The organism is Streptomyces coerulescens (assembly GCF_042657965.1).
Lineage (GTDB): Bacteria > Actinomycetota > Actinomycetes > Streptomycetales > Streptomycetaceae > Streptomyces > Streptomyces coerulescens.
Genome location: NZ_JBHSKM010000025.1, coordinates 96,230 through 118,911 on the forward strand (window position 1 = coordinate 96,230; position 22,682 = coordinate 118,911).

Consider the following 22,682-nt stretch of genomic DNA (forward strand, 5'->3'; position numbering starts at 1 on the left):
CATACCGACGGTGCGGGCGCAGTGGTGTTACTGAATCATTGCGCCACCTGAGTACCCCTCACCCGGCCGCTGACGTGCACCTTCGTGGGGCCGTGGAGGCACTTTCGCCACCGCCTGCGCAGGATCACGTGCGGACGAGTTCCCGGCGCCGGCGTTCGAGGTAGGCGCGCTCGGCCGGGTTCGCGGAGAGTTCCACGGCTCGCTCGTACGCCCGCACGGCTTCCGTGTCGCGGCCCAGGCGGCGCAGCAGGTCGGCGCGGACGGCGTGCAGGACGTGGTAGCCGTCGAGGTCCAGCGCGTCCACGAGGTCCAGGGCCCGGGCCGGGCCTTCGGTCTCGGCGACGGCGACCGCCCGGTTCAGGGCCACGACCGGGCTCGGGGCGACGGCCATGAGCTGGTCGTAGAGCTGCCGGATCCGACCCCAGTCCGTGTCCCCTGGCCTCATCGCGTCGCTGTGCACGGCCTGGATCGCGGCCTGGATCTGGTACGGCCCCGGCCGGCCGAGTCGCAGACATCGGCGGACCAGTGACTGCCCTTCGGCGATCAGTTCCCGGTCCCACAGTCCGCGGTCCTGTTCCGGCAGCGGCACGAGTTCGCCGTGCTCGTCCTGCCGGGCGGGCCGGCGCGACTCGACGAGGAGCATCAGCGCGAGCAGCCCGGCGACCTCGGGTTCGTCCGGCATGAGGTCGGCGAGGAGACGGCCGAGCCGTACGGCCTCCGCACACAGGGCCGCCTCGCCCTCGTACCCCTGGTTGAAGATCAGGTAGAGGACGGCCAGCACCCCCGGGAGCCGGTCCGGCAGGTCGGCGTCGCGCGGCACGCGGTAGGGGATGCCGGCGTTGCGGATCTTCGCCTTGGCCCGCACCAGGCGCTGGGCCATCGTCGGTTCCGGCACCAGGAAGGCCCGTGCGATCTGCGCGGTGGTGAGTCCGCCGAGCAGGCGCAGGGTGAGGGCGACCCGCGCCTGGACGGCGAGGGCGGGGTGGCAGCAGGTGAAGACGAGCCGGAGCCGTTCGTCACGCACGGGGCCCTCCTCGCGCGGTGCGTCCGGGGCGTGCAACAGGGCCGCCTGGGCGTGGCGTTCGCCCCGGCCGGCCTCGCGGCGCAGCCGGTCGACGGCACGGTTGCGGGCGGTGGTGATGATCCAGCCGGCCGGGCTCGGTGGCACACCGGTCTCCGGCCAGCGCCGCAGGGCCGTGGTGAACGCGTCCTGCACGGCCTCCTCGGCGAGGTCGATGTCGCCGAGGAAGCGGACGAGGACGGCGACCGCGCGGCCGTACTCCGCACGGAAGACGGCCTCGACGTCAGGGACCGTCATCAGGCGCCGGCTTCGCGGTCCACCGCGTCGTGGTCCCCGGCCTCGCCCATGAACGGCCGCACCTCGATCGGCAGGGTCGTCGCCAGGGCCAGCCTGCGGCCCCACTCCAGGGCCGCGTCCAGGTCGGGGGCCTTGATGAGGCTGATTCCGCCGAGCATCTCCTTGCCCTCGGCGTACGGCCCGTCGGTGATCAGGACGTCCCCGTCGCGGGGTCGCAGCACGGTGGAGGACTCCGGGCCGTGCAGTCCGCCGGCGAAGACCCAGGCGCCCGCCTCGCGCAGCTCGCGGTTGAGGGTGTCGAGGTTCTTCTCGATCCCGGCGAGGACCTCGGGGGCCGGGCGCTCCCCCACCGGCTGCATCACATTGAGCAGGTAGTACTTCATGACGGCCTCCTCGGGCGTCGTCGCGTTCTCTCACCTCCTACACGAACGACACACCCCGGAATCGACACCCCGCACGACGGCGCCGGAAGAATTTCGTCCATGACCATGAATGAGCATCCCCTCGTCGCCCGCGCCCACCGCCTGGCGCACGAGGTGCTGGCCCCGTCGGCGGAACGCGTCGACCAGGAGGGCCTGCCCGCCAGTCACCTCGACGCGATCAGGCGCTCGGGGCTGCTCGGGGTGAGCGCGCCGGAGGCGTACGGCGGATGGGCGGCCCCCGCGGCGGTGGCCCGGCGTACGGCGGAGATCCTGGCCGGGGCCTGCTGCTCGACCTGGTTCGTGCAGACCCAGCACCACACGCCGGTCGCGGCCCTGACCGGGTGCGAGGGGCCGGTGCGGGAACAGCTGCTGGGTCCGCTGGCCCGCGGCGAGCTGCTGTCAGGGGTGGCGTACGCGCATCTGCGGTCGTATCCGCGCACGCCGGTGCGGGTCACCCGGGAGGGCGACGGGTGGCGGTTCGACGGGACGGTGCCCTGGTACACCGGCTGGGGTCTGAACGACGTGATGCTGCTCGCGGGGGTCACGGAGGGCGGTGAGGTGGTCTTCGCCTTCACCGAGGCCCGGGAGCAGCCGGGGCTGCGTGCCTCGGAGCCGATGCGGCTCGCGGCGCTCACCGCCTCCCGCACGGTGTCGCTGGAGCTGGACGGGCTGTGGCTGCCGGCGGATGCGGTGGCCCTGCGGAAACCGTACGAGGAGTGGGCCGACACGGACCGCGCGAAGACCGTCGAGACGTCCCCGGCGGTGATCGGGATCACCGAGGCGGCGCTGACGCTGCTGGACGAGGAGACCGCCGGACCGCTGCGCACTCGGCTGTCGGAAATCCGCGGCGGCGCCTACGACTTGGCCGACCGTTCCGCCGCGGACGAGCATCTGGCGGAGCGTCTGACGTTGCGTATCCGGGCCGCCGAGCTGATGCGTACGGCCACCACCGCGGCGGTGGTGGCCGGTGGCGGCCGGTCGCTGTCGCTGGCCGGCCCGGCGCAACGTCTGGCGCGGGAAGCCCTGTTCCTGCTGGTGCAGGGCCAGACGGCGCAGTCGCGCGGGGCGCATCTGGAGGCGCTCGTGGCGCACGCCTCCTAGGTCCTGCGCGGGACCGTACGCCGGGCGGTCCCTGAATTCCGCCCGGCGCACGGACGTCCGCTCAGTCCTCGTCGCGCGTGGGGACCACGACGAGGAAGGCGTCCGACTTCAGGTCCATCACGACAGTGGCCGGCTCACCGTGGTCGCGGCACCGGGCCGCGTACTCCTCCGCCGGCCACGATCCGCGCGGAGCCCCCGCGGGAAACCGCTCCAACACCTTCGCGCCCATAGCGGCAGACACCTCCGGACTCGGGCTTCGCTGGTGGCCCGAGTAGTCGCCTCCTACACTCCGCCTGCCCGCCTTGGGCGTGAACATGTTCACCCGTTGGTGCTTTCTCCGACGGACGTCGGCCCCTCCCCGCTACCGCTCATTCGCTGCGCACCCGGGCCGGCGCCGGCCGGCGCCCACATTTCTCTGGCCTCCCCGCCGTCCCCATCGACCGCATCCGCCGGTTAGCGGATCAGAGCCCCCGACTGCACGGAGTAAGCGACATGCGCACCTCGGTCGTCCTGTTCACCTCAGATCTGCGTCTGCACGACCATCCGCCCCTGCGTGCGGCCCTCGGCGGCTCCGAGCGGACGGTTCCGCTGTTCGTGCGGGACCGGGCGGTGGACAGGGCCGGGTTCGCCGTACCGAACCGGCTGGCCTTTCTCGCGGACTGTCTGCGCGACCTGGACGCCGGGCTGCGCGAGCGGGGCGGCCGGCTGGTCGTGCGCGCGGGCGACCTCGTCGACCGGGTGTGCGAGGTGGTCGCCGAGGCCGACGCGGACGAGGTGCACATGGCGTCCGACGTCAGCGCCCACGCCCAGCGGCGTGAGGAACGGCTGCGGCGAGCCCTGGAGGCGGCGGGGGTACGGCTGCACGTGCACGACACCGTGACCGGCGCCGTCGCGCCCGGCACGGTGACTCCGGCCGGCTCGGACCACTTCGCCGTCTTCACTCCGTACTTCCGGCGCTGGTCCGACGTATCGCTGCGGGACGCGCTCGCCGCACCGCGCACGGTAAGGGTCCCGGACGGCGTCGGCTCCGAGCCGCTGCCCTCCCGCTACGGTGTGCCGGGACTGTCGGCGGGGCTCGCCACGGGAGGCGAGCAGGAGGGCCGCAAGCGGCTCGGCGCCTGGCTGCGCGGTCCGGTGGCCGTCTACGAGGAACGCCACGACGACCTCGCCGGCGACGCCACCTCCCGGCTCTCCCCCCATCTGCACTTCGGCACGCTCTCCCCCGTGGAGCTGGTGCACCGCGCACGCCGGGCCGGCGGGCCGGGCCCCGAGGCGTTCGTACGGCAGCTCGCCTGGCGCGACTTCCACCGGCAGGTCCTCGCGGCGCGGCCGGACGCGGGCACCGCCGACTACCGCACCCGGCACGACCGTTGGCGGTCCGAGCGGGAGGCCCGGGAGGACATCGCGGCGTGGAAGGAAGGCCGCACCGGCTATCCCGTCATCGACGCCGCGATGCGCCAACTGCGGCACGAGGGCTGGATGCACAACCGCGGACGCCTGCTGACGGCGAGCTTCCTCGTCAAGACCCTGTACGTCGACTGGCGGGTCGGCGCCCGGCACTTCCTGGACCTGCTGGTCGACGGCGATGTCGCCAACAACCAGCTCAACTGGCAGTGGGTCGCCGGGACCGGCACCGACACCCGACCCAACCGCGTACTCAACCCGATCACACAGGCCAGGCGCTTCGACCCCGACGGCGGCTATGTCCGGCGCTGGGTGCCGGAGTTGGAGGGGGTGCAGGGGCGCGCGGTGCACGAGCCATGGCGACTGCCGGCCGACGAGCGCGCCGCGCTGGACTACCCGGACCCGGTCATCGACCTCTCCGCCGGACTGGCCCGCTTCCGGCAGGCCCGCGGGCGGTGAGGCCCCCGCAGACCTCCCACCTCTACACATAAGGAAAAAATAAGCGCAGAATGGCCTGAGGCGGCGCTTACCGCACACCGCACCAGTAGCGGTCAGGCCTGCGAGTCAAAGGAGACGAGTCATGGCCAACGTCTCGCCCACCAGAGGTGACATATCCAGCCACCCCGATGCATCCGAGATGCGGGAGCGCTACGCCCGCATGCTCGGTGGTCGTGATGTGACGCTCTTGGACGGACCGGTGTTCCTGCTCGGTCTGTACTGCGCCGTATCCCCCTGGATACTCCACTACACGACGAGCCAGCCGGCGCTCGTGACCCACAACCTGATCGTGGGGATATCGATCGGCCTGCTGGCCCTCGGGTTCACCCGGGCTCCAGAGCGTATGTACGGCCTCAGCTGGGCCTTCTGCGCGATCGGCGTCTGGATGATCATCGCACCGTGGGTGGTCGGGGACAGCCCGGACGCCGGTGTCATCGTGAACAACATCATCATCGGCGCGCTGGCCGTGGTCCTGGGGCTGATGTGCGCCGGCACGGCGGCGAAGAGCACTCCCAGGCCGTAGCGGCACACGGGAGAGGCAGACAAAGGGGCCGGTCCGCACCCGCGGACCGGCCTTCTCGCGTCCGGATCCCGGGCCCCGCTCGGACGCCGCACCTCGACGGGCTCCGTTCAGTGGACCGGCATCAGCCACGGCTCCTGGGGCAGGACGTGGCCGGTCTCCAGCAGCGACTTGAGGTTGGACAGCACGGCGGGCCAGCCGGACGACACATCGGCACGCGCGCTCTCGTCCGCAAGGTCCTCGTGGGTCACGGTGAGCCGGACGATCTCGGCGTGCTGCCGGATGTCGAAGGTGACCCGGGAGTACTTGTCCTGCTGTCCCTCCTCGTCCGGCGCCACCCAGGTGGTGACCAGCCGCGTCGGGCGTTCGCTTGCCACGACGGTGCCGACGACGTCGGCGATGCCCGAGCCGTCCGTGCGCACGTGCTCCCAGCGGGAACCGGGCCGCCAGTCCGAGACATTGCTGTGGCCCCAGTAGGCGGCGGTCAGGTCGGCGTCGGTGAGGGCGTCCCAGACCTTCTCGGGCGTGCTCTCGATGTAGGTGACGTAGACGAATGTGGGCTTGTCGGTCATGGCTTCCTCGGCTCGTCGTTTCACGGCCCCGAGCACACGCAGGCGCGGGCTCTCGAACTTGTCGATCCACCGCTCCTGGATCTCGTGGAGCGGGACAGGATTGAGGTAGTGCAGCTTCTCCCGCCCCCGCCACACCGTGCTGACCAGGTTGGCGGCCTCCAGGACGCCCAGGTGCTGGGTGACCGACTGACGTGTCATGTCGATGCGCGCGCACAGCTCCCCCAGCGTCTGCCCGTTGTCCTCGTGCAGCCCGTCCAGGAGCCGTCTGCGCGTGGCGTCGGCCAGCGCCTTGAAGACCTTGTCCATCGCGGGGTCGCTCTCTGATCGCACACTCCACGTTATGCAGGCAATTGCCTGCATGTCAACCATGGCATGCCCACGCAAGCCCAGCGAGGCCCTCGCGCAGGGGCGGACGCACGATGTCAGAGCAGAAACGCCCTCAGCTCACGCCGGTGCTCGGCCGTCCACGTGTAGGCGTCGCGCACCTCGACCAGGGCCCCGCGCTCCCGCAGCCCCACCATGGCCGGCTCACCGCGCTCGGCGCCCGCCTCGATGCCCCGCCGGCAGCGGTCCTGCCACCACAGGATCGTGTCCACGAGCACCTCGTCGCCGTCGCACGGCCCGTACGCCTCACGGACCAGGGCGATCCGCCGGGCCGCCTCGGACACGTCGGTGACGCCCGGTCCGAGATCCAGGTACTGCCAGCACACATGGGCGAGGTCGTGCACGCGCTCGCCGGGTGCGGCGAGGTCCCAGTCGACGAAGGCGGTCGGCCACCAGTCGGCGCCCTCGACCGTGTAGACCGTGTTCCTCGGGGCGAGGTCGTTGTGGCACACGACGTCCCGGTCACCGGCCGACGGGGTTCCGTGCGTCAGGTCATGGACGGCGCGCACGAGTCGGGCCACCCGCACCAGCGCCGCGTCCGTGCGGGCCGCGGCCCGCTCCGCGGCGGTGACGGCCGCCCGCCCCTCCAGGTGAGAGAACACCTCCCGCCCCCGCTCGTCCGTCCCGATGTGGCGCGGGGCGCCTTCCCACTCCCGGGACTCGAAGAGTTCGAGCAACTCCCGCACATAAACCGACCGTTCGTGCGGCGGTCGCCGCACCGTGCTCCCGACCCGCACGACCTTGTTGACGGCTCCGCCGCCGAGCACCCGCTCCACCCTTCGCACCTCCGCCGATCAGCCGGTGATCAGCCCACAAAACCACTCGACGAGCCTGCCCGCACCCGGGCACGCTGCCGGTATGGATCACGCCGAGGTACTTCTGATCGGGGGGCGTGCCGGGGTCGGGAAGACCACGGTCGGCTGGGAGGTCTCGGCCCGGCTGCGGGCCGCGCGGGTCGAGCACGCGGTGATCGACGGCGACTTCATGGGCGCCGTCCATCCGGCGCCGCCGGGCGACGCGCACCGGGCCGGCATCACCGCACGGAACCTGGCCGCGGTGTGGGCGAACTACGCCGAGCTCGGCTGCCGGCGTCTCGTCTACACGAACACCGTGAGCGTGCTCGACGTGGCCGCGCCGATGTTCCGCCGCGCCATGGGGGACGACGTACGGCTCGTACGGGTCCTGCTCACCGCGACCGACGAGACGGCCGAACAGCGGCTGACCCGGCGCGAGCTGGGCTCCGAGTTGGAGCACGAGGTGCGGGGCAGCCGGCGCAAGGCCCGGCTCCTGGACGAACAGGCGCCCGCGGACGTGCTGCGCGTGCCGACCGACGGCCGCACGGTCACCGACATCGCCACGGAGGTGGCGGCCGCCACCGGGTGGGCCGTGGACGTCCCCGCGCCGACGACCGGTCGGATCCGCGTCGCCGACTGAAGCCGATCTGACTGTCCCTCTCTCCAGGGGGAACTCGTATGACTGCGGGGACAGGAGGAAGAGGGGCGAAATGGAGATCTCGGGCATCATCAGTGCCATCGTGATCGGCATCGTCATCGGTGTGCTCGGCCGGCTCGTCGTTCCGGGTCGTCAGCGCATCGGTGTCCTGTGGACGATCCTTGTCGGCATCGTGGCCGCGCTGCTCGGCTCGGCGCTCGCGGCCGGCCTCGACGTGGCCGACACCGACGGCGTGGACTGGATCGAGTGGCTCATCCAGATCGGTCTCGCGGCACTGGGCGTCGCCGCGCTGGACCGGACGAAGGCACACCGCTGACACCACATCCGGGGACAACGAGCGGGCGCCGCGCCGGTGATACGGGCTCCGCGGCGCCCGACTCCGCTCGGCGCCCCCTGTCAGGCGGCGGCCCCGGCGGCCCGCATCGCGGCCAGGCCGTCGCGGACCGTCGGATGGACGGGCGTCCAGCCGAGTTCACGCTCGGCCTTCGCCGTGGACACCCGCAGCGTCGCCGACATCATCGTGTGCGCGTACGACAGGGGCCGCATCAGCCACAGCGGTACGGTCATCGGTCTCGGCAGCCCGAACACCTCGGCCACACACCGAACATGGCTCCCGAACCCCACCGGCATCCGGTCGGCGATGTTGTACGCCTGGCCGGGGCGCCCGCGTTCGACGGCGGCGACCACCGCTCGGGCGGCGTCCGTGAGCTCGATCCAGGGCAGGACCCTGCCGTGGTCGGCCGGAACGGGCAGTTGCCGCTTGCGCAGCATGGGCAGGAGGGCGTCGGTGCCGCCGGGGCCGTAGAAGAGACCGAAGCGCAGGGCGATGCCTTCGAGGCCGGGGGTTTCGAGGGTGAGTCGTTCCTTCACGCGCATCCCCTCGATGTGCTTCTCCAGCTCGGGGGTGCGGCCGCGCGGACCGAAGGGGTCGTCCTCGGTGACCGTGCGGTCGCCGTGGTCGCCGTAGCCGTACCCGAAGACCATCGACTCCGCCACGAGCCGCCGGGCACCGGTGGCCGTCGCCGCCTCGACGAGGTGAGCGCTTCCGTCGATGCGCAACGCGTTGGTGGCGTGCATGTCGCGATGGCGCATGGGTGGCTTGCTCAGCACGGTCGCCGCGTGGATCACCGTGTCGAAGTGGTGCCCGTCGACGGCACGCAGCAGGGCGTCCCGATCCATCAGGTCGGCCCGGATGTCGTTGCGCGCGCCGCGCCCGAGACCGGTGACCTGGTGGCCGGCCTCGGTCAGGGCCCGGGTGATGTGCCGGCCGAGGACACCACCGGCGCCCGCCAGGAGGATCGTCCGGCCGGTGCCCTTGTCGTCACTGTGGTTCGTCGTCATGACCTTGCGACGAATCGACCGGAACCGGATGTGACATCCGCGGCCCTATGGCGTGTACACGTACGGCGTCGTGGTCGTCAGCGGCTCGAAGCCCAGCCGCTCCAGGATGGGCCGGCTGGTGCTCATGGCATCCACCTGTAGGTACCGGTAGCCGCGGTTCACGGCGGCACGGGCGCGGTGGGCGACCAGTGCCCGGTAGATGCCCCGGCCCCGCCAGTCCTCGGCCGTCCCGCCACCCCACAGCCCGGCGAACCGTGTGCCCGGCACCAGCTCCATCCGGGCCGCGCTCACCGGGGTGTCACCGGCCAGGGCGACGACCGCGACCACGGTGTCCGCGTCGGCCGTGAGCTGGGCGAGCAGCTGGTGCCGGAGCCGGGAGCCGTCGGTGCCGAAGGCCTCCTCGTGGACCCGGGCGACGAGGTCGACCCCCGCACTGTCGGTCACCGGCAGGACGCGGATGCCCGCGGGCGGCTCGGCGTCCAGATCCAGGTCGGCGACCTCGGCGATCATCAGAGTCTCCTCGGGCTGGGAGACGAAGCCGGCCGTCCTGAGCCGCTGCCCGAGGTCCACCGGGAGGTCATGGCCGTAGAGCTTCCACTCGAACTCGCGGCCGAGCCGGGAGAAGTCGGCGATCTGTTCGGCGATCGCCGCGTCGGCGCCCGCCGCGTCCAGGTCGGACCACACGACGCCGTTCCAGCCGTGCTCGGACGACACCTGGCGGACGACTCGGCCCACCCGCTCGACCCGGGCGTCGGGGCCGTCCGGCCGCGCGCCTTCACGCATGTCCCGGTCGAACAGGGCGAGCACCGCGGCATGATCCATGGGGCCACTCCAGCACCGCACCGTCGCCGCGGCAAGACCTTTACGGCTCGGGCGGCCCCGCCTCTCCTTCCAGGCGGGCGTGGGCGACCATGGGAGGCGCAGGGAGAAGCCGCGCCGCCTGGAGGGCCGAGAGCCATGGTCGTGAAGGACACCGAACTGCCGCATCTGCGCCGCTGCGTCGAGCTCGCGGCCGAGGCCCTTCGGGCCGGGGACGAACCGTTCGGTTCGGTCCTGGTGGGCGCGGACGGGAAGGTGCTCGCCGAGGACCACAACCGGGTGGCCTCCGGCGACCGCACCCGGCACCCCGAGTTCGAACTGGCCCGCTGGTCCGCCGCCCACATGTCCCCCGAGGAGCGGACGGCCGCGACGGTGTACACCTCGGGCGAGCACTGCCCGATGTGCGCGGCCGCGCACGCGTGGGTGGGCCTGGGACGCATCGTGTACGTCGCCTCGTCGGATCAACTCGGCGCCTGGCTGGCCGAGTTGGAGGTACCCGCGCCGCCGGTACGGACCCTGTCGATCCAGGAGGTCGCGCCCGGCGTGGCCGTGGACGGCCCCGTACCCGAGCTGACGGAGGACATCCGCGCGCTGCACTTCCGGTTCCACCGGCGCACGGGCTGACGGCAGGCACGGCACGTGCCGTCGGGCCCGGCGCCGGCGCTCCGGGGATTCCTCTAACCGAGTTCCAGGGTGGTGACGCCGAAGACGCGCTCCTGGGCGTACGGCCGTACCGGACCCGTGTACATACGGGCCGTCTCGAAGGAGGGCGTGAAGCCGGCCTCCTCGGCGAGGGCGACGCCGGCCGGGTTGTTCTCCGGCACGTCGATCGCGACCGGGCCGCCGGCAGCTTCCGCGGTGAGGGCGGCGAAGACGGCGCGTGCGTCCTCGGGGGTGTCCGCGAAGAGGGGGCCGATGCGCGGGCAGTCGTGGCCGGGGCGGATCACGCCGTAACCGGTGACACGGTCCGCGGCGCGGCGGACGACGGCGTGGTGTCCGGGACCGGTGAGCCAGTGCGCGAGGAAGCCGGCCCGGTCGGCCGGTGTGCAGCCGGCGTCGTAGGCGGTGATGTCCTCGACGTCCTCCGGCCGCACCGCCCGCACGTCCGCCGGGACCGGTCGGGCAGGCGCGGTTCCGGCGTACCGGAACGTGCGGTGGGCCAGTTCGAAGCCGGAGCGGCGGTAGTTGTCCTGCTGGTCGACGACCCCGTCGAGGCCCACCGTGCGGTTCTCGGCGTGCGCCAGGGCCGTCTTCCAGGTGGTCAGGCCGTAGCCACGGCCCCGGACGTCGGGGCGGACCAGGTACCAGCCGAGGAAGGCGTAGTCGGAGCCGTAGTTCACGACGGAGATCGCCGAGACGGGCTCGCCGTCGATCCGGCCGATGAAGAAGCCCTCGGGGTCCTGCGCGAAGAAGGCCGCACTGTCCGAGACTCCCGGGTTCCAGCCCTCGTCGACGGCCCAGCCGCGGACGACCGGCCAGTCGTCGAGGCCGGCCTGGGTGATGACGAGGTCTTCGGGGGCCGGAGAGGCCATGGATGCGCTCCGTTCCGTGGGGGTGCGTACGCGCGGTGATCACCCGCGCACGCAGCATCCTCGCGGATCGGCCGGGAGGGCGTCACGGCATGATCAAGCCGTTGAGACACCCCTCGGGGGACCGGTCGGACACAAGTTCGCGAAGCTGGATGCGGCGCACAGCGCACAGGTCCGGCCCCGAGCCCCTTTCCCGTACGACAAAGGCCCCACCGCTCGCCTGCCCGGTGGGGCCTGCCGTACCGCAGCCCGGTGCGGGTCAGCGCATCGCCCTCGGGCGGAAGCGGCGGTACAGGACGGCCCCGCCCAGGACGAGGGCCGCGGCGCCCGCCACCGCGGGGGCGGTGTGGTCCGCACCGGTGTACGCGAGGACCGCCTCGGGCGCGTGCGGCACATGCGCGGGCGGCACCGACCGCGGCGGAAGCGACCTGGGCGGCGTGGCCGGCTTCGGAGCGGGACGGGTGGTGCGAGGGGGGCTGGAGGTGTTGACCGACTCGTTGTCCACGGCCGCGTTGCCGACGCCGACCACGTTCACGCTGTTCCCGGAGACGTTCACGGGAAGGTGGACCGGCAGCTCCACGACATTCCCGGACACGACGCCGGGTGAATCCTTTCCGCTCCCCTCGGCCGAGGCGCCGCCGCCCGACGGCCCCCTGGTCTTGTGCCCGCCGTCCTCATTGATGCACTTGTTGCCGGCGGTGGGGTTGAGCAGCCCCACCACGTTCACGGTGTTCCCGCACACGTTCACCGGCACGTGCACCGGGACCTGAATGGTGTTGCCGGCGAGCAGCCCCGCCGAGTCGGACGCGACACCGTCCGCCGCGGAATCGGCGTACGCCGGCACCGTCACAGCCATCGCCCCGGCGGAGGCGAAGGCGATCACACCGTTTCGGGTAACCCGTCTCATAGGTTCCCTGCCTTCCAGACTTGGTCACGGGCACTCGCCCGCATCGGATAAAACGCAGGCGAACCATTCGAGTTATGGCTTATCGGCCTTTCACCCCATCGAGTGGCAGGTTTGTCGAACTAGTGGCAAAAACGCCCGATAGGAACGCAAGGGGCGCAGGGTACGACGGCCCGGATGCCCCCGCATCCCGGGAGGCGTGCCCTGCGGGGCCCGCTTATCGTGATCGAGGACGCCGTTTCCCGGTCCGCGACGGGCGTCCTGGAGGCATCCATGCTGGCCAAGCTGTCCACGCGGCCCATGCTGCGACGCTGCGCGGTCACCGGCGCGGTCGGTATCGCCGTACTCGCCACGGGCCTGACCGCGGGCACCGACGACTCCGACCCCGACCTCGACCGCTTCTACGACCAGAAGGTCACATGGTCGAAGTGCCCCGGCGAAGGGGCGCCCAAGGATCTTCAGTGCGGCAAGGTCACCGTCCCCCTCGACTACGCCCACCCCCGGGCGGCGAAGATGGATCTGGCGCTGGCCCGCTATCGGGCCACGGGCGACAAGCGGGGCTCCGTGCTGCTCAACTTCGGCGGGCCGGGCGTCCCCGGTGTCCCCGACCTGGCCGCGGGCGGGAAGGAGTTCATGGAGCTGACCGACAACTACGACGTCGTGTCCTTCGATCCGCGCGGCGTCGGCAGGTCCTCCCCGGTCAGCTGCGGCGACGGCGAGGAGGAGATCGACATACCCGAGGACGGCACCGATCTCAGCCGCGATCCGCAGGCCGTCCTGGGCCAGTTGAAGAAGGCGGCCGCCACCTGCGCCCGTCACTCCGGCCCCGTGCTGCCGTTCATAGGGACCGTCAATGCCTCGCGCGACATGGACGTGATGCGTGCCGCGCTCGGCGACGACAAGCTCAACTACCTGGGCTTCTCGTACGGAACGCGGCTCGGCGCGGTGTACGCGGCCCAGTTCCCGGACAAGGTCGGCCGGTTGGTGCTGGACGGAGTGGACACGCTGACCGAGCCACTGACCGAACAGGGCCTCGCCGGTGCGCGGGGACAGCAGAAGGCGCTGGACGAGTTCATCAACTGGTGTGTGAAGGACATCGCCTGTCCGTTCGGACAGGATGCGCGCGAGGCCCGCAAGCAGGTCGTACGGCTCGTCGAATCGCTGGACGCCGATCCGCTGCCGTCGGCCTTCGGAGAGCCGTTCACCGGACAGGACCTGGTCGGCGCCCTCGGACAGGGGCTCTACAGCGAGGAGTTGTGGCCCTCCCTGGAGCGCGCCCTGGCCGCGCTGGTCGAGGACGGCGACACGCACGCCATCGAGTCCTTCGCGACCGGCGGGGCCGCGCTTCCCGGGCGTGCGGAGACCGACGACCCCGACGGCGGCCTGGCGGACGAGGAGGACGTCCCCCTGGACAACATGCCCGCGGCGCTGATGGCGATCAACTGCGCTGACGACCCGGACCGGCCCACGGGCCGGCAGATCGTCGACAACCTCGACCGGTTGCGCGCCGAGTACTACCGGGCGTCGCCCGTCTTCGGCCCGTACCGGCTCAGCGGGGTGCTGATGTGCTACGGCCGCCCCAGGGGCACGGACTTCATCCGCAAGGACGTGAAGGACGTGGACACCCCGAAGATGCTCCTCGTGGGCACCCGCGGCGACCCGGCCACGCCGTACCGCTGGACCGAGGAGACGGCGATGCGGCTGGGCCCCTCGGCCGTGGTCCTCGACAACAAGGGCGGCGGGCACACCGGTTACGCCTCTTCCAAGTGCGTGCACGGCAAGATCGACACCTTCCTGCTGTACGGCACGCTGCCCGCCGACGGCAGTTCCTGCGGGGTGGAGGAGGACAGGGAGTAGACCCCGGGCGGGGTGATCGCATTGCCCCTAATGCCCGATCGGTGAATCGGTCCTATCGTGCTGTTATGGAGCACGCACTCAGTCCCACCACCCTCACCGAGCTCCGGCGCCCGCGCCCGTATCCGGCCGTGTCCGTGCTGACGCCGACGCATCGCCGAGAGCCCTATCGGGCCCAGGACCAGGTCCGGCTGCGCAATGTCGTCGCCGAGGCCAAGAAGCAGCTGGAGGCCGATCCCTCGGTCACCCGCGAGCGGCGTACGGACGTCGAGCGACAGCTCGACCAGGCGCTCGCGGAGGTCGATCTCACCTACGCCGAGGACGGCCTGGTCATCTTCGCCGCGCCGGGTGAGCACCAGGTGTGGTCGCTCGCCCGCACGGTGCCCGAGCGCGTGGTGCTCTCGGACACCTTCCTCACCCGCAACCTGGTCTCCGCGCAGGCCGCCGAACGCCCGTACTGGGTGCTGTCGGTCTCCGCCGACCGCGTCACCCTGTGGAACGGCAGCCTCGATCGCATCACCGAGGCCCGCCTCGGTGGCTTCCCGCTGACCCGGCGCGAGGAGAACTTCGACGCCGAGCGCCGGGAGCAGATCGGCGACACACCGAGCAAGTTCCGCGACGAGGACACCCGTCACTTCCTCAAGGACGCCGACTCGGCCTTGAGCGCCATCCTGCGGCGCGATCCGCGGCCGCTCTACGTCACCGGTGAGCAGGCGGCCCTGTCCCTGCTGACGGAGATCGGCGGCAGCACGAAGGCCGCGGTGCACATCCCGCACGGCGGGCTCGCGCACGGCACGCACGACGCGGTGTGGCAGGCCATCAAGCCACGGATCACCGCCGAGGCCCGCGAGAGCGCGGACGCCGTCATGCGCGAGCTCGAAACCGCCCAGGGCCGCAAGGCGTTCGCGGCCGGTGTCGACGAGGTCTGGCGCAGCGCCCGCGAGAGCCGGGTGCGTCTGCTGGCGGTCGAGGAGAACTACCGGGCGACCGTGCGCGGCGAGGGCGGCGACCATCTGATCCCGGCGGCCGGCGGTGATCTAGACGCCCGCGAGGACATCGTGGACGAGATCGTCGAGCAGTGCCTGGAGACCGGCGCCGAGGTCCGCTTCGTACCGGACGGCACTCTCGGCGAGGCCGGCGGGATCGCCGGGGTCCTGCGCTTCTGACGCGGACGCGCCGAGGAGGCCGGCAGCAGTACGCCGGCCTCCTCGCACCGCACCTCGTCGCCCGTCTCACACCTCGTCGAAGAGCGCGCTCAGACCGCGCTCCACGACCGCCTCCAGATCCTCCTCACCGGCCGCGACCACCGCGTAGGTCCGCAGCAGGAAGCGCTGCAGGGCGCCGGTGTCGAACTGGAGCAGTGCCATGCCGTAGGGGGAGTGCAGTTCGACGACCGTGCGCTCGTCGCCGCACGGCCAGATGCGCACGTCCCCGTCGCCGGCGGGACCGCGCAGCCCCGCCTCCAGCAGAACGCGCGCGAAGGTCCAGGTGGCACCCCGGCCGTCGAGCGAGACGTCGCCCGGGAAGTCGATGTACACCGCCAGCGGGTCTGTGGAGGCGTACCGCAGTGTGGCGTGCACGGGGACCTCGCGCTCCTCACCCGTGATCAGGCGGGCGCGGGCGGGCTGCTCGAGGGCGATGTCCATGGGCGGGTCTCCCCTGCGGTCGGCGGTAGGACGGTTTTGCCGCTGTGCCTTTACGACTCCGCAGAGGCCCCTCGCAGTACACCCAAGGGCGCATGAATTTTGTGAGCTGCATCACTCCGGCTGCGGGGAGTCAACAGCCACACGGGGACCACCGCTCCACCCCTGGAACACGCAACCGTCGAACACACGCATGAGGGCCGTACGATCGTCTCGACAGCCCATCAAAACCCGTACGCCACCTACGACTTGGACCCTCCGGGGAAGTACGCCGTTCGTACCGCACGAGCCCTCCCAGGAGACTCTGGCATATGCCAGGCGCACCACCGAATCGGGTGTTGCCAAATCCCTTACAGGGCGTCGCGGGCTGTGCAACAGTCGTAACGGTCCTTCCGTCAGCCTTGGTCGTACCGTCCCCGCATCGGAGTGCGTCATGCCGCCCCATCTCTCTGCGGACCGCCCCGCCGCTCAGCCGCCAGGACGCGGCTCGGTCGATGCGCTCATCACGCAGGCACGGCGGCTCAAGGGCGACGTCGACGCCGTCCGCCGGGACACGCCCAGCGACGGATCGGACCCGCAGGAGCGGTGGCAGCGGGCGCTGTACGACCTCGCCCTGCACCAACTCGACGACCTCGACGAGCACTTGGGGCAGCTGCGCGACGGCCCGCCCCCGGCGCCCGCGGGCACGCCGGCCCCGCCCCGGCCCGACTCACTGCTCAGCCGGGTCGGCAGCGCGGAGTGGAACCTCCTGACGGACGAGGCATATTGGTCCGGCGAGCTCTACCAGATCCTGGGCCGCGATCCCTCCGCCGCACCGCTCACCCTCGACGAGCTGCCGTCCGTGGTACTCGACGAGGACCGGCGCGGCCTCACGGCGATGGTCACCGACTGCCTCGTCGACGCCAAGCCCATCGACGGGGAGTTCCGGATCGTACGGCCGGACGGCGAGGCCCGGACCGTGCACATGATGGGCGAGCCGGTGCTCGACCCTGACGGCAGCACCTCCTCGATGTGGGCCGTGCTGCGGGACGTCAGCGAACTGCGCCGGAGCCAGCGCGCCGTGAGCGAGACCCGTGACTCGCTCCAGCGCCACCGGGCGCACACCGAGCACCGGCTGGCGGTCGAGTTGCAGGAGGCCGTGCTGCCGCCGTGGCGTGGCTCCCTGCGACTCCCGCACCAGGGCCCCGAGACACTGGACCTCGCGGCCCGATGTCTCAGGTCGTCGACCAGCGCGATGATCGGCGGCGACTGGTACGACGCCCTCGAACTGGCCGACGGCGAGACGCTGTTGAGCGTCGGCGACCTCACCGGCCACGGGGTGGGCGTGGCCTCCGGCATGGCGGCCCTGCTGGGCGCCGTACGCGGCATGGCGATGGCCGGCACCCAACCGGGCCAACTGATGTCCTGGCTCAACCAGTTACTCGACGCCACCGTCGAGCCGGCCCTCGGCAGCGCCGTGTGCTGCCGCTACCGTCCCGACACCCGCACGCTGACCTGGGCGCAAGCCGGACACCCCGCCCCGTTGCTGTATCGCGACGGGACGGGGCGCAGGCTGAACGCGCCGGACGGAGTCCTGTTGGGCGCCACCTCCGGTGCCGTCTACGCACAGGCCGAGGAGACACTCCAGGTGGGCGACCTCCTGCTCCTGCACACCGACGGACTCGTGCCGGGGCACAGCGCGGCGGACTCCGTGAACCTCCTCCTCGACCTGGGCCCCCGCCTGGGTGAGGCGGGCACGGCACAGGACTGTGCACGGCTGGTCGTCGACGAGTTCGGTGAGAGTGAGCGCGAGGACGACGCCTGCGTGCTCGTGGCCAGGGTGACGTACTAGGGCGTGTTCCACGTACGAGGCGCGCAGGCCCCCTATGCCTGCGCGCTGCCGCCGGGCTTCTTCACCCTGGGCAGGGCCAACCGGATCTCCTCCCGCAGTTCGTGGATCCTCGGGTAGCTGGCGTACTCGGCGGTGAGCCGGTACATCTGCCGGAGCCGGTCCCAGGTGCGACCGGACGAGTTGGAACCCATGGACATCAGGGCCAACCGTGCGTAGTTGTCGGCCTGTTCGGGGTCGTCCGCGATGAAGCAGGCGGACGCCATGGACAGGTTGTCGAAGATCCTTGAGCGTTCCTGTGCGTCGACGCGCAGCGCCAGGGCCTTCTCCGCGTAGTGCTGGGCGTGCACGGCCGCACCCGGCTCGAACTCCGCCAGCGTGCGGTAGGACAGCGCCTGCATGCCGTACAGGTCCGCCTCGTTGAACAGCTGCATCCAGCTCGGCGGCGGCACATCGCTCTTGTCGGAGACGAACAGGTCCTCCGCCTGTCCGAGGGTGCGGCGCATGGCCTGGCCCTTGCCCTTGGCGGCCTGGGCCCACGCCTCGATCGTGTGGAACATGGCCCTGGTCCGCGGCAGCACCGCCTCGCCCGAGCCGGAATGGGCGAGTTTCATCAGGTCGAGTGCGTCGTCGGGCCGGCCCAGGTGCACCATCTGGCGAGCCGCTCGGGAGAGCGCCTCCGACGCACGGGGCCGGTCGCCACCCTCTCGGGCCGCGTGGGCGGCGATGACGAAGTACTTCTGCGCCGTGGGTTCGAGGCCGACGTCGTGCGACATCCAGCCCGCGAGGACGGCGAGGTTGGCAGCGACGCCCCACAGGCGCCGCTGGAGATGGTCGGGGTGTCGGTAGGCGAGCATGCCGCCCACCTCGTTGAGCTGGCCCACGACTGCCTTGCGTTGCAACCCGCCGCCGCGGGCCGCGTCCCAGGCCCGGAACACCTCCACCGAGCGCTCCAGTTCCTCGATCTCCTGCGACCCGATGGGGGCGGCCTCGTAGCGGTCGAACCCGGCGGGGTCGGCGTGCAGGGGGTCGTCGAACTGGGGGGCGTCGGCCTTGAGGGCCGGGTCGGAGTGCAGCCAGTCGTGCATGGCGCTGCTGAGTGCGGATCCCGCGGCGAGCGCGGCACCCGCGCCCACCAAGCCGCGTCGGTTGAGCATGAGGTCCATTCCCGTGAATTCGGTGAGGACCGCGGCGGTTCGCTCGGGCGCCCACGGCACACCGTCGGGATGCTCCACGCTCCCGGCGTCCTGCCGTTTCCCCGTACGCCCGTGCCGGACCAGACCGAGGTCCTCGATGGTCACGACACGGCCGAGACGCTCGGTGAACAGAGCTGCCAGCACCCGCGGCACGGGATCGCGCGGGATCTCTCCCATGTCGATCCACCGCCGCACCCGCGAGGTGTCGGTCGCCAGCTGGGGGTGGCCCATGGCCGCCGCCTGCCGGTTGACCAGCCTCGCGAGCTCGCCCTTGGACCAGCCGGCCAGGCCGAACAGGTCCGCCAGGCGGGTGTTGGGTTCTCCGCTCACGTCAAGCCCCCAGGTTCTCGGCTGAGTTGACAGTAGCCCGGTGAGAGTTGCCCCGGGACTATTCGCCAGGGTTCGCCAGGGTGCGCCAGATGGTGTGCCACTGGGCAACGGGTGTCAGGTAGGAACGCGCCACCCCGACCCGGTCGCCTTTTGAACAACGGGCCGCACTCCCCAGGGTGCACCCGAGGGACCGGGCCGGGTAGCGCAATGACGTCGAAGGCACACGAAGGGATCTGTTTCTCCCATGTACGCAGCATCGTCCTCCGTGTCCGCCCCGCCCCGGTCGCTGCGTGCCCGCCCGGCGGGTGGCGGCCCCTACCTCGCCCCCGCGCGGCCGGCGGCCGCCCCCGTGCTCGGCGCGGGCCGACCGCTGCGCACCGCGGGGCTCGGCACCCAACCGCTCAGCGGGAGACTCGACTTGTCCGGCCCCCAGGGCGCCCAGTTGCGTACGGCGATCGCGTCGGTGCACCGCATCTGCCCGGAGTTCGCGCCGGTCCAGGTCCTGCGCCGCAGTGGGCGGTCCGTGCTCCTGGTCGGCACGACCGGGCGCAGCACGGCCGTCGCCAAGTGTTTACTGGACCACTCGCCGGCCTGGTCCGAGCGGATCCGGCACGAGATAGCGGCATACCGCTCGTTCGTCCGGCACCGCCCCCCGGTGCGGGTGCCGAGACTGATCGCGGCGGATCCGGACAACTGCACGCTCGTGATCGAGCGGATGCCGGGCCGGGTGGCGGCGCTCCAGCGGCACCCTATAGAGGTGCCGCCGCGTGCGGACATCAGGGCGGCACTCGGCGCGATCTGCCGGCTCAACGCCTGGCGGCCGCCGGCCGGCACGTTCGACGCGCCGCTGGAGTACGCGGCACGGATCTCCCGGTACCACGAACTGGGGCTGCTCACCGACCGGGACATGGGTGATCTGCAGAAGCTGCTGCACGGCATCGCGGCCACCGCGGGCCGGCAGGGCATGGGTCAGTTCTGCCACGGCGACGCGTTGCTGTCGAACATCCTGCTCTCACCGGCCGGTCCAGTGCTGGTGGACTGGGAGCACGCAGGCTGGTACCTACCGGGCTACGACCTGGCGACGCTGTGGGCGGTGCTCGGGGACGCACCGGTGGCCCGGCGGCAGATCAGCCAGATCGCCCAGTCGGCGGGTCCGGCTTCGCGGGACGCGTTCCTGGTGAACCTGATGCTCGTGCTGACCCGCGAGATCCGTACGTACGAGACGGCCGTGCAGCGTTCGATGCACGACGCGACCCCGGCGGCATCCGGAGTGGCCCACCCGGGTGCTGCGCCGTCCGGCGAGGAACAGCGGCTGCTGCTGCGGCGGCTGCACGACGACTGCCAGCTGGCCCGTCGGGCCGTGCGTGCGGCGGTCGGCACTCGCTGAGGGGACGATGGTCCGCGGTGCGTCCTGGAGACAGGCGTACCGCGGGCTTTCGTGTGTCCGGCCGCGGTCATTGGAGTACGCCACTGACGCCCCGCAGGCCGGCGGGCCGTCGGCACGAAACTCCCGGGAATCCCGCTTGACGGGGGTATTCACGCAGCTATTGGCATGATTGACGGATCGTCGGACAGCCGGTACCACAGACCCACGCCCGGCCCCGCACGGCTCATCGCGCCCGACCGTCCCAGGAGGCTGCATTGCGTGGACCCGTCACCGCCTTGGCCGCTGCGACACTGCTGTTCCCCTTGATCGGCGCGGCCCCGTCCGACACCCGCGGCTCGCAGGACGGCCTCCAGTCGGCCTTCACCTCCGCCGCCGCCCGCTATCACGTACCGCAGAGTGTCCTGCTCGGCGTCTCCTATCTGCAGTCCCGCTGGGACGAGCACGCGGGGGCGCCCAGTGTGACCGGCGGGTACGGCCCGATGCACCTCACGGACGCCCGGACCGCGCTCGCCGGGTCCCCGTCGCACCACGGCGACGGGTCGGAGGACGCGCGCGGTGACAGCGCCCGCAAGGCACTGGCCCCGAAGGCGAAGCTGCCGAAGAGCTCCGAGGTCCCGGCCCGCCTCAGGACGCTGCCCAAGGCTGCCGAGCTGACCGGGCTGAGCCGTGAGCGGCTGCGTACGGACCCGGCCGCCAATGTGGCCGGCGGCGCCGCGCTGCTCGCCGCCGCGCAGAATGAGCTCGGCGAGCCCCTGAGCTCGGATCCGGCGGACTGGTACGGGGCGGTGGCCCGTTTCTCCGGTGCCGACGACACGGCCACGGCGGCGACGTACGCCAACGATGTGTACGACGTGCTGCGCACCGGCCAGGAGCGTGAGACGGACGCGGGCCAACTGGTGAGGCTTGCCGCCCAGCCGGACCTGTCACCCGACACCTCTCAGCTGCAGCGCGCAGGCCTGCGCACACTCAAGTCCAGGGAGACCGAGTGCCCGCGCACGGTGTCGTGCGAGTGGATCCCGGCGCCGTACGAGGAGTTCGGTGACGGTGACTACGGCAACCACGACGAGGGCGATCGTCCGACGTCGCAGGACATCGACTACATCGTCATCCATGACACGGAGGGCGCCTGGGAGGGTGTCCTCACCATGGTGCAGGACCCCGCCTATGTGTCGTGGCAATACACGCTGCGCTCCACGGACGGCCATATCGCCCAGCATGTGAAGGCCAAGGATGTGGCCTGGCACGCGGGTAACTGGTACGTCAACGCCAAGTCGATCGGCCTGGAGCACGAGGGGTTCCTGGCGCGCCCGGACGCCTGGTACACGGAGGCGATGTACCGCTCCTCCGCCCGCCTGGTGAAGTACCTCACCAGGAAGTACGACATCCCGCTGGACCGGCAGCACATCCTCGGCCACGACACTGTGCCGGGCCCGACCGCCTCGACGGTCAGGGGCATGCACACCGACCCGGGCCCGTACTGGGACTGGCGGCACTACTTCGAGCTGCTCGGCCGGCCCATCAGGCCCAGTGCCGGCCCGGACGGCCCACTGGTGACGATCCGGCCCGACTACGCGACCAACCGGCCCGAGTACACGGGCTGTGTGACCGCCGACCGGCCCTGCGCGGACCACGGTTCGAGCGCGGTGCGGCTGTACTCCGGACCCGGTGAGACGTATCCCCTGATCAAGGACATCGGGCTGGGCTCGAATCCGACCAAGGGCGTCAACGACCTGTCCTCGCGGGTCTCGACCGGGCAGCAGTACGCGGTCGCCGGTCGGGACGGCGACTGGACGGCGATCTGGTACCTGGGCCAGAAGGCGTGGTTCAAGAACACCAAGGAGAGTCCGACCGCGGTGAACGTGTCCGGTGAGGTGGTGACGCCGAAGGACGGCCTGACGAGTGTCCCGGTGTACGGGCGTGCCTATCCCGAGTCCTCGGCCTATCCGCCGGACGTGCCCCCGCAGGCGGTCTCGCCGTTGCCGTACACCTTGCCGGCCGGCCAGCGGTACGCGGTGGGCGGCAAGGTGCCGGGCGAGTACTTCTACGCGGTCGACTTCGACCAGGCGTCGCACCAGGTCGTGGTCGGCAAGGAGCTGTACTACGAGATCCAGTACGGTCACCGGGTGGCGTTCGTGCGGGCGGCGGATGTGGACGTCGTGGATTCGCGTTCCTAGCGCATC

22 protein-coding genes are annotated in these 22,682 nt (G+C 71.5%); 11 read left to right on the forward strand and 11 right to left on the reverse strand.

All coding sequences use genetic code 11. The annotated features are described in order from the left end of the window. Window positions 1-124: 124 nt before the first annotated feature. Together ACFPQ9_RS32515 and ACFPQ9_RS32520 are read right to left on the reverse strand one after the other, a co-directional pair. Entirely contained in the window at window positions 125-1,318 is a 1,194-nt protein-coding gene (locus tag ACFPQ9_RS32515; protein WP_380861511.1) for an RNA polymerase sigma factor, read from the reverse strand. Continuing rightward, window positions 1,318-1,701: a YciI family protein gene (locus tag ACFPQ9_RS32520; RefSeq protein ID WP_380861513.1), complete on the reverse strand. Its 384-nt coding sequence runs from the start codon at window positions 1,699-1,701 to the stop codon at window positions 1,318-1,320. Before ACFPQ9_RS32520 ends, ACFPQ9_RS32515 begins: the two co-directional genes overlap by 1 nt. Window positions 1,702-1,800: 99 nt before the next feature. Between ACFPQ9_RS32520 and ACFPQ9_RS32525 the strand changes: the two genes are divergently transcribed. Further along, window positions 1,801-2,841, forward strand: a complete 1,041-nt coding sequence (locus ACFPQ9_RS32525) for an acyl-CoA dehydrogenase family protein (RefSeq protein WP_380861515.1) — start codon at window positions 1,801-1,803, stop codon at window positions 2,839-2,841. Between the two features lie 61 nt (window positions 2,842-2,902). Here the strand turns inward: ACFPQ9_RS32525 and ACFPQ9_RS32530 are convergent, their stop codons facing one another. Beyond that, on the reverse strand, window positions 2,903-3,070 hold the full coding sequence (locus ACFPQ9_RS32530; protein ID WP_380861517.1) for a hypothetical protein: 168 nt from the start codon (window positions 3,068-3,070) through the stop codon (window positions 2,903-2,905). Between the two features lie 263 nt (window positions 3,071-3,333). Here ACFPQ9_RS32530 and ACFPQ9_RS32535 point away from each other — a divergent pair, with 263 nt between their 5' ends. After that, on the forward strand, window positions 3,334-4,704 hold the full coding sequence (locus ACFPQ9_RS32535) for a cryptochrome/photolyase family protein (RefSeq protein ID WP_380861519.1): 1,371 nt from the start codon (window positions 3,334-3,336) through the stop codon (window positions 4,702-4,704). 121 nt (window positions 4,705-4,825) lie between these two features. Continuing rightward, window positions 4,826-5,266, forward strand: coding sequence for an SPW repeat protein (locus ACFPQ9_RS32540; RefSeq protein ID WP_380861521.1), 441 nt, complete (start codon window positions 4,826-4,828; stop codon window positions 5,264-5,266). Between the two features lie 107 nt (window positions 5,267-5,373). Here ACFPQ9_RS32540 and ACFPQ9_RS32545 read toward each other — a convergent pair whose 3' ends face one another. Together ACFPQ9_RS32545 and ACFPQ9_RS32550 are read right to left on the reverse strand one after the other, a co-directional pair. Beyond that, window positions 5,374-6,141, reverse strand: coding sequence for an ArsR/SmtB family transcription factor (locus ACFPQ9_RS32545; protein WP_380861933.1), 768 nt, complete (start codon window positions 6,139-6,141; stop codon window positions 5,374-5,376). A gap of 116 nt (window positions 6,142-6,257) precedes the next feature. Next, window positions 6,258-6,995 (reverse strand): phosphotransferase, encoded by a 738-nt coding sequence (locus ACFPQ9_RS32550; RefSeq protein WP_380861523.1) that lies wholly within the window; start codon window positions 6,993-6,995, stop codon window positions 6,258-6,260. Window positions 6,996-7,077: 82 nt separating this feature from the next. On the opposite strand from ACFPQ9_RS32550, the gene ACFPQ9_RS32555 reads away from it, so the two are divergent. Beyond that, on the forward strand, window positions 7,078-7,653 hold the full coding sequence (locus tag ACFPQ9_RS32555) for a nucleoside/nucleotide kinase family protein (RefSeq protein WP_380861525.1): 576 nt from the start codon (window positions 7,078-7,080) through the stop codon (window positions 7,651-7,653). A gap of 70 nt (window positions 7,654-7,723) precedes the next feature. After that, the gene (locus ACFPQ9_RS32560; protein ID WP_380861527.1) at window positions 7,724-7,987 is read left to right on the forward strand and encodes a GlsB/YeaQ/YmgE family stress response membrane protein; all 264 of its coding nucleotides are present in this window, start codon (window positions 7,724-7,726) and stop codon (window positions 7,985-7,987) included. Window positions 7,988-8,067: 80 nt separating this feature from the next. Here ACFPQ9_RS32560 and ACFPQ9_RS32565 read toward each other — a convergent pair whose 3' ends face one another. Then, the gene (locus tag ACFPQ9_RS32565; protein WP_380861529.1) at window positions 8,068-9,012 is read right to left on the reverse strand and encodes an NAD-dependent epimerase/dehydratase family protein; all 945 of its coding nucleotides are present in this window, start codon (window positions 9,010-9,012) and stop codon (window positions 8,068-8,070) included. A gap of 45 nt (window positions 9,013-9,057) precedes the next feature. Beyond that, window positions 9,058-9,834 (reverse strand): GNAT family N-acetyltransferase, encoded by a 777-nt coding sequence (locus tag ACFPQ9_RS32570; RefSeq protein WP_380861531.1) that lies wholly within the window; start codon window positions 9,832-9,834, stop codon window positions 9,058-9,060. A gap of 135 nt (window positions 9,835-9,969) precedes the next feature. Here ACFPQ9_RS32570 and ACFPQ9_RS32575 point away from each other — a divergent pair, with 135 nt between their 5' ends. Next, window positions 9,970-10,455: a nucleoside deaminase gene (locus tag ACFPQ9_RS32575; protein ID WP_380861534.1), complete on the forward strand. Its 486-nt coding sequence runs from the start codon at window positions 9,970-9,972 to the stop codon at window positions 10,453-10,455. Between the two features lie 53 nt (window positions 10,456-10,508). Here ACFPQ9_RS32575 and ACFPQ9_RS32580 read toward each other — a convergent pair whose 3' ends face one another. Next, complete coding sequence (locus ACFPQ9_RS32580) at window positions 10,509-11,363, reverse strand: GNAT family N-acetyltransferase (protein WP_380861536.1); 855 nt, start codon at window positions 11,361-11,363, stop codon at window positions 10,509-10,511. A 256-nt stretch (window positions 11,364-11,619) separates the two neighbouring features. Continuing rightward, entirely contained in the window at window positions 11,620-12,267 is a 648-nt protein-coding gene (locus ACFPQ9_RS32585) for a chaplin (protein WP_380861538.1), read from the reverse strand. A 270-nt stretch (window positions 12,268-12,537) separates the two neighbouring features. Between ACFPQ9_RS32585 and ACFPQ9_RS32590 the strand changes: the two genes are divergently transcribed. Together ACFPQ9_RS32590 and ACFPQ9_RS32595 are read left to right on the forward strand one after the other, a co-directional pair. Beyond that, a complete protein-coding gene (locus ACFPQ9_RS32590; protein WP_380861935.1) occupies window positions 12,538-14,121 on the forward strand; it encodes an alpha/beta hydrolase in 1,584 nt (527 codons plus the stop codon). A gap of 65 nt (window positions 14,122-14,186) precedes the next feature. Then, complete coding sequence (locus ACFPQ9_RS32595; RefSeq protein WP_380861540.1) at window positions 14,187-15,284, forward strand: baeRF3 domain-containing protein; 1,098 nt, start codon at window positions 14,187-14,189, stop codon at window positions 15,282-15,284. A 66-nt stretch (window positions 15,285-15,350) separates the two neighbouring features. Here ACFPQ9_RS32595 and ACFPQ9_RS32600 read toward each other — a convergent pair whose 3' ends face one another. Continuing rightward, on the reverse strand, window positions 15,351-15,764 hold the full coding sequence (locus ACFPQ9_RS32600) for an SsgA family sporulation/cell division regulator (RefSeq protein ID WP_380861542.1): 414 nt from the start codon (window positions 15,762-15,764) through the stop codon (window positions 15,351-15,353). Between the two features lie 430 nt (window positions 15,765-16,194). Between ACFPQ9_RS32600 and ACFPQ9_RS32605 the strand changes: the two genes are divergently transcribed. Then, the gene (locus ACFPQ9_RS32605) at window positions 16,195-17,592 is read left to right on the forward strand and encodes a PP2C family protein-serine/threonine phosphatase (RefSeq protein ID WP_380861544.1); all 1,398 of its coding nucleotides are present in this window, start codon (window positions 16,195-16,197) and stop codon (window positions 17,590-17,592) included. A gap of 32 nt (window positions 17,593-17,624) precedes the next feature. Here ACFPQ9_RS32605 and ACFPQ9_RS32610 read toward each other — a convergent pair whose 3' ends face one another. Beyond that, the gene (locus tag ACFPQ9_RS32610; protein WP_380861546.1) at window positions 17,625-19,115 is read right to left on the reverse strand and encodes a DNA-binding protein NsdB; all 1,491 of its coding nucleotides are present in this window, start codon (window positions 19,113-19,115) and stop codon (window positions 17,625-17,627) included. A 244-nt stretch (window positions 19,116-19,359) separates the two neighbouring features. On the opposite strand from ACFPQ9_RS32610, the gene ACFPQ9_RS32615 reads away from it, so the two are divergent. Continuing rightward, window positions 19,360-20,502: an aminoglycoside phosphotransferase family protein gene (locus ACFPQ9_RS32615; RefSeq protein ID WP_380861548.1), complete on the forward strand. Its 1,143-nt coding sequence runs from the start codon at window positions 19,360-19,362 to the stop codon at window positions 20,500-20,502. 275 nt (window positions 20,503-20,777) lie between these two features. Continuing rightward, complete coding sequence (locus tag ACFPQ9_RS32620; RefSeq protein ID WP_380861550.1) at window positions 20,778-22,676, forward strand: N-acetylmuramoyl-L-alanine amidase; 1,899 nt, start codon at window positions 20,778-20,780, stop codon at window positions 22,674-22,676. Window positions 22,677-22,682: the final 6 nt, after the last annotated feature.

Excerpts from the sequence above, each read along its gene's own strand:
- ACFPQ9_RS32515 (WP_380861511.1), bottom strand. The coding sequence starts at position 1,318 with ATGACGGTCCCTGACGTCGAGGCCGTCTTCCGTGCGGAGTACGGCCGC.
- ACFPQ9_RS32520 (WP_380861513.1), bottom strand. The coding sequence starts at position 1,701 with ATGAAGTACTACCTGCTCAATGTGATGCAGCCGGTGGGGGAGCGCCCG.
- ACFPQ9_RS32525 (WP_380861515.1), top strand. The coding sequence starts at position 1,801 with ATGACCATGAATGAGCATCCCCTCGTCGCCCGCGCCCACCGCCTGGCG.
- ACFPQ9_RS32530 (WP_380861517.1), bottom strand. The coding sequence starts at position 3,070 with ATGGGCGCGAAGGTGTTGGAGCGGTTTCCCGCGGGGGCTCCGCGCGGA.
- ACFPQ9_RS32535 (WP_380861519.1), top strand. The coding sequence starts at position 3,334 with ATGCGCACCTCGGTCGTCCTGTTCACCTCAGATCTGCGTCTGCACGAC.
- ACFPQ9_RS32540 (WP_380861521.1), top strand. The coding sequence starts at position 4,826 with ATGGCCAACGTCTCGCCCACCAGAGGTGACATATCCAGCCACCCCGAT.
- ACFPQ9_RS32545 (WP_380861933.1), bottom strand. The coding sequence starts at position 6,141 with ATGGACAAGGTCTTCAAGGCGCTGGCCGACGCCACGCGCAGACGGCTC.
- ACFPQ9_RS32555 (WP_380861525.1), top strand. The coding sequence starts at position 7,078 with ATGGATCACGCCGAGGTACTTCTGATCGGGGGGCGTGCCGGGGTCGGG.
- ACFPQ9_RS32560 (WP_380861527.1), top strand. The coding sequence starts at position 7,724 with ATGGAGATCTCGGGCATCATCAGTGCCATCGTGATCGGCATCGTCATC.
- ACFPQ9_RS32565 (WP_380861529.1), bottom strand. The coding sequence starts at position 9,012 with ATGACGACGAACCACAGTGACGACAAGGGCACCGGCCGGACGATCCTC.
- ACFPQ9_RS32570 (WP_380861531.1), bottom strand. The coding sequence starts at position 9,834 with ATGGATCATGCCGCGGTGCTCGCCCTGTTCGACCGGGACATGCGTGAA.
- ACFPQ9_RS32575 (WP_380861534.1), top strand. The coding sequence starts at position 9,970 with ATGGTCGTGAAGGACACCGAACTGCCGCATCTGCGCCGCTGCGTCGAG.
- ACFPQ9_RS32580 (WP_380861536.1), bottom strand. The coding sequence starts at position 11,363 with ATGGCCTCTCCGGCCCCCGAAGACCTCGTCATCACCCAGGCCGGCCTC.
- ACFPQ9_RS32585 (WP_380861538.1), bottom strand. The coding sequence starts at position 12,267 with ATGAGACGGGTTACCCGAAACGGTGTGATCGCCTTCGCCTCCGCCGGG.
- ACFPQ9_RS32590 (WP_380861935.1), top strand. The coding sequence starts at position 12,538 with ATGCTGGCCAAGCTGTCCACGCGGCCCATGCTGCGACGCTGCGCGGTC.
- ACFPQ9_RS32595 (WP_380861540.1), top strand. The coding sequence starts at position 14,187 with ATGGAGCACGCACTCAGTCCCACCACCCTCACCGAGCTCCGGCGCCCG.
- ACFPQ9_RS32600 (WP_380861542.1), bottom strand. The coding sequence starts at position 15,764 with ATGGACATCGCCCTCGAGCAGCCCGCCCGCGCCCGCCTGATCACGGGT.
- ACFPQ9_RS32605 (WP_380861544.1), top strand. The coding sequence starts at position 16,195 with ATGCCGCCCCATCTCTCTGCGGACCGCCCCGCCGCTCAGCCGCCAGGA.
- ACFPQ9_RS32615 (WP_380861548.1), top strand. The coding sequence starts at position 19,360 with ATGTACGCAGCATCGTCCTCCGTGTCCGCCCCGCCCCGGTCGCTGCGT.